We start from the raw sequence: 4,510 nt of genomic DNA on the forward strand, positions 1-4,510 counted from the left end.
AGGAGGTGGTCGGCAACACTCTATCTACAAATTTAAGTATCTCATAAAAATAGATACTCTTGGGTTTATAGGTACATCCCGTCCCTAAAAAACCTAACTTAATCATACGAGAGAGGTGAGTGGAATGGGTGAAGATAAGAAATTAGGGTTGTTTACACTAACGGCTCTTGTAGTTGGGTCTATGATTGGCGGTGGAGCCTTTAATTTAGCGAGTGATATGGCAAAAGGTGCTGGTGCTGGAGCCATTATTATTGGCTGGGTTATAACAGGAATTGGGATGATTGCACTCGGATTATCTTTTCAAAATCTAACTGTAAAACGGCCAGATTTAGATGGTGGTATTTTTAGCTATGCAAAAGCAGGGTTTGGTAATTTTATGGGGTTTAATAGTGCGTGGGGATACTGGCTATCTGCTTGGCTTGGGAATGTAGCTTACGGTACATTATTGTTTTCTTCATTAGGATATTTCTTCCCGATCTTTGAAGGCGGTCAAAATGTAGAATCCATTATTGGTGCAAGCGTATTATTATGGTGTGTTCACATGTTAATTTTACGTGGAGTTCAATCAGCAGCCCTTGTGAATTTAGTAACTACAATCGCGAAATTAGTACCTGTATTTGTATTTATTGTCATAGGAATCTTTGCGTTTCATATTGATACGTTCTTAGATGGATTTTGGGGGCAAACTGGTTCTTTTTCATGGGGAGCAGTTGGCAGCCAAGTTAAAAGTACAATGCTTGTAACTTTATGGGTATTTATTGGGGTAGAAGGGGCTGTTGTTTTATCCAGTCGAGCAAAAAATAGAAGTGATGTAGGGAAAGCAACCGTTATTGGCTTAATTGGTACACTCATCATTTACATTTTAATCACATTATTGTCTCTTGGACTTATGCAGCAAGCAGACATTGCAGGTTTGAAAAATCCGGCTATGGCTTATTTGTTTGAAAGTGTTGTTGGAAAATGGGGTGCTATCTTTATTAATTTAGGTTTAGTCATCTCTGTATTAGGTGCTTGGTTAGGTTGGACTTTGCTCGCTTCTGAAATTCCATATTTAGCGGCTAAAGATGGAGTATTTCCAAAATGGTTCGCAAAAGAAAATAAAAATAAGGCTCCAGTAAATTCATTATGGATAACAAATGGTTTAATACAAATATTCTTGTTAACATTCGTCGTTTCTGATCAGGCGTATAACTTTGCATTCTCTTTAGCATCTTCAGCTATTTTAATCCCATATGCTTTTTCAGCATTTTATCAACTGAAGCATAGCTTAAAGTCTGAAGAAGCAGATCGAAATAAAAATATAATAATTGGCTTGATCGCAAGTATTTATGGCGTGTGGTTAGTTTATGCAGCCGGTTTAGAGTATTTATTATTAACAATGACTTTATATGCGCCAGGTATTTTTATTTTTTACAATGTTCAAAAGCAAAAGAGTTCGAAGCAAATATTTACTCGAGTGGAATTAGCATCATCCGTAGCAATTGGTGCTTTAGCATTCTTTGCGATTTATGGATTAATTACAGGCAGTATTACTTTATAAAGCGCTGTGAAAGCGAAATCAACTGGAGGGCTGGAATATGGCACGAAGAAAAATTGTAGTTGCACTAGGGGGAAATGCGATACAGTCTGGAGAAGCTACTGCGGGAGCGCAGCAAGAAGCGTTGGAAAAAACGGCAGAACAACTTGTGAAAATAATGGAAAATGATGTGGATATAGTAATTGCGCATGGAAATGGCCCACAAGTGGGGAATATTTTATTACAGCAAAAAGCTGCAGAAACGGAAAAGACACCTGCAATGCCATTAGATACTTGTGGGGCAATGAGCCAAGGGATGATTGGATATTGGATGGAAAATGCGATTGAAAAGGCATTAAAAAAACGGAATATACAAAAAGATGTAGCAACGGTTATAACGCGCGTTGTTGTGGATAAAAAAGATGAGGCATTTAAAAATCCAACTAAACCAATTGGTCCTTTTTATACAGAAGAAGAGGCCAGAAGATTAATGGATGAAACAAAAGCAGTGTTTAAAGAAGATGCTGGTAGAGGATGGAGACGTGTTGTTCCATCACCGAAGCCTGTAAGTATTCATGAACATAAAGTGATTAATTCTTTGGTGGAAGATGGAAACATAGTGATAGCTGTTGGCGGGGGTGGAATTCCAGTAATTGATTCCGAAGAAGGATTAAAAGGAACTGAAGCGGTTATCGATAAAGATTTCGCTGCGCAGAAATTAGCAGAATTAGTAGATGCCGATACGCTCGTTATTTTAACTGCAGTTGATCATGTGTATGTAAATTATAATCAACCGAATCAAAAAAAATTAGAGCATGTCACAGTGAATCAATTAGAAGAATATATTGAAGAACAACAATTTGCTGCGGGAAGCATGCTTCCAAAAATTGAAGCTGCTATTAATTTTGTTAATACAAATCCAAAAAGAAAAACAATTATTACGTCTTTAGAAAAAGTATATGAAGCACTAGAAGAAAAAGCTGGTACTATTATTTCAAAACAGAATGTATGCATGTATGTTTAAATTATTATGTATGCTACTTAGTAGTAAAAAAAGAATGAGGTTAATAACTTCATTCTTTTTATTTATTAATATTTTTTGTACTCATTGTTCATAAAGTTTTCATGATGAAATCTGAATATATAAGTTAATTATGATAAAATTCAAATTGAATACGCTTTCTTGATTTTTCGCTCCAACATACAGCAAGAGAGAGGGAATTTTATGAATAGACGGAACGTAGTGAAAGACTTAAAGCAGTTCGAATTATTTGCTCATTTAACAGAAAAAAAATTGAAAGGCTTAACAGAGTTTGTTTATTGGCGAACTTATAAAAAAGGTCAATTTTTATTTTTAGAAGGGGATTCAAGGGAAAGAATTTACTTCATGTTAGATGGTTTTGTAAAGTTAGAGCGGGTTAATCAAAATGGGAACTTATTATACGATGACTATGTAAAGCGGTATTCTATTTTTCCTTATGGTGGTATGTTTACAGACAGAGGATATAACTATACAGCAGAAGCAATGACGGATGTGGAGGTATATTATATTCCAACGGTAATCTTTGAAGATATGGTAAAATCCAGCAGAACGCAATTGATGTACGTTGTTCAGCAATTATCATCTATATTAAAATTGAATGAAAATCGAGTGCAAAATATTACAATTCCTAATGCACAAGATCGTGTTATCCAAACGTTAAATTATTTAATGCAGGATTTAGGAGAACAGAGTGGGGAAAAGATTGTAATTTCATGTCCACTTACAACAATTGAAATATCCAAAATATCTGGAACATCTCGAGAGACAGTTAGCAGCGTATTAAAACAATTAAAAAATGATAGCATTGTTACAATTTTAGATAAAAAAATTACAATACACAATCCAACATATTTTGAAGAAATCTCTATGTGAAAATTGTATATTGATTTTTTAATTCATAATGTATATTAATAAGGTTCTTTATATATTTATAAGGAACTTTTTTACGTTATCCTCTATAAAAAGATTGTATAGTATGGTAATAATAGCTAAAATCGATAATAAAAAACAAAGTGAAGGGGAGAAAGAATGATTCGTATTGAGTATGATCGATTAGTAGCTATTTGTTACAGTATAGGGGTTTTGTTATTATTAAAAATTCCAAATGATAATGAATTAATTGGGGAAAAACTATTCAATGTCTATAAGGTTCCGATACATACGTATGTTTATATGGATTATAAAGTCTCAAATATATTGATTGTTTCTTTCATACTACATGTAATTGCATTTATATTATTTTTAAAATGGCTAGGAAAAAAGGAGTCTAGTGCATTTAGAAAAATGAATAAGATAAAAGTAGTAGGTACTAGTATTTTGATTGTAATGATGCCGTTTATTTTAAATACAATCCTTCAAACATTGAATAAAACATGGTATTACGCAGGAAAAACAGGGGTAGAAGCAATAGAATATAAAAAAGAAGATAGCCAGTGTAGAATGGAGAAAAATGGAGATAATATCCAACCGAAGTGCATTGTTACTTTAAAAAATTATCGTAATCATTCACAAGCATTAAAAGTTGTTTTATATGATAATGCAAACGAGAATTCAAAAAGCTATCCAGTACCGAAACCAGTCTATTTACAAAAACATGAGACAAAGCAATTCGAATTTCAAGTTCCTGTTTCTTATAATAGAGGTATGGAAAAAGATAAAGTACCAAATATTAAATTACATTCATTGCATGAAAATGATACGAAATACAATTAATCTGTAAGTAAAAGTTTATGAGTAGGAGCAAGAATTTGAAACGATATAGAAAATCAACTTGAATCATCCAACATACTGCGAGGTAACGGTATATTGGATGATTTTTTTATGTTATCCCCTTTTTTCACGTATGAAAAGACCTGCGGTAGTATGTCAACTGAAAAATAATATCTTTTGAAGTTATCAAAGGACAAATTGCTTAAAAAAGACATCACGAAACTAGACCAGTATTTTATGTA

The 4,510-nt window shown here is 33.2% G+C and carries 4 protein-coding genes; all 4 read left to right on the top strand.

Annotated elements, in window-relative coordinates; genetic code table 11:
- The first annotated feature begins 124 nt into the window (after window positions 1–124).
- The 4 genes from arcD to MR168_RS32270 all read left to right on the top strand — a co-directional run bounded on the left by arcD (window position 125) and on the right by MR168_RS32270 (window position 4,271).
- On the top strand, window positions 125–1,540 hold the full coding sequence (gene arcD / locus MR168_RS32255) for an arginine-ornithine antiporter (RefSeq protein WP_000503412.1): 1,416 nt from the start codon (window positions 125–127) through the stop codon (window positions 1,538–1,540).
- 37 nt (window positions 1,541–1,577) lie between these two features.
- Window positions 1,578–2,540 (top strand): carbamate kinase, encoded by a 963-nt coding sequence (gene arcC / locus MR168_RS32260; protein ID WP_000113953.1) that lies wholly within the window; start codon window positions 1,578–1,580, stop codon window positions 2,538–2,540.
- Window positions 2,541–2,741: 201 nt separating this feature from the next.
- Window positions 2,742–3,431: a Crp/Fnr family transcriptional regulator gene (locus MR168_RS32265; RefSeq protein WP_001081906.1), complete on the top strand. Its 690-nt coding sequence runs from the start codon at window positions 2,742–2,744 to the stop codon at window positions 3,429–3,431.
- Between the two features lie 156 nt (window positions 3,432–3,587).
- Entirely contained in the window at window positions 3,588–4,271 is a 684-nt protein-coding gene (locus tag MR168_RS32270) for an ABC transporter permease (protein ID WP_086411525.1), read from the top strand.
- Window positions 4,272–4,510 lie beyond the last annotated feature (239 nt).

The organism is Bacillus cereus group sp. BfR-BA-01356 (assembly GCF_022663635.1).
Classification (GTDB): Bacteria; Bacillota; Bacilli; order Bacillales; family Bacillaceae_G; genus Bacillus_A; species Bacillus_A cereus.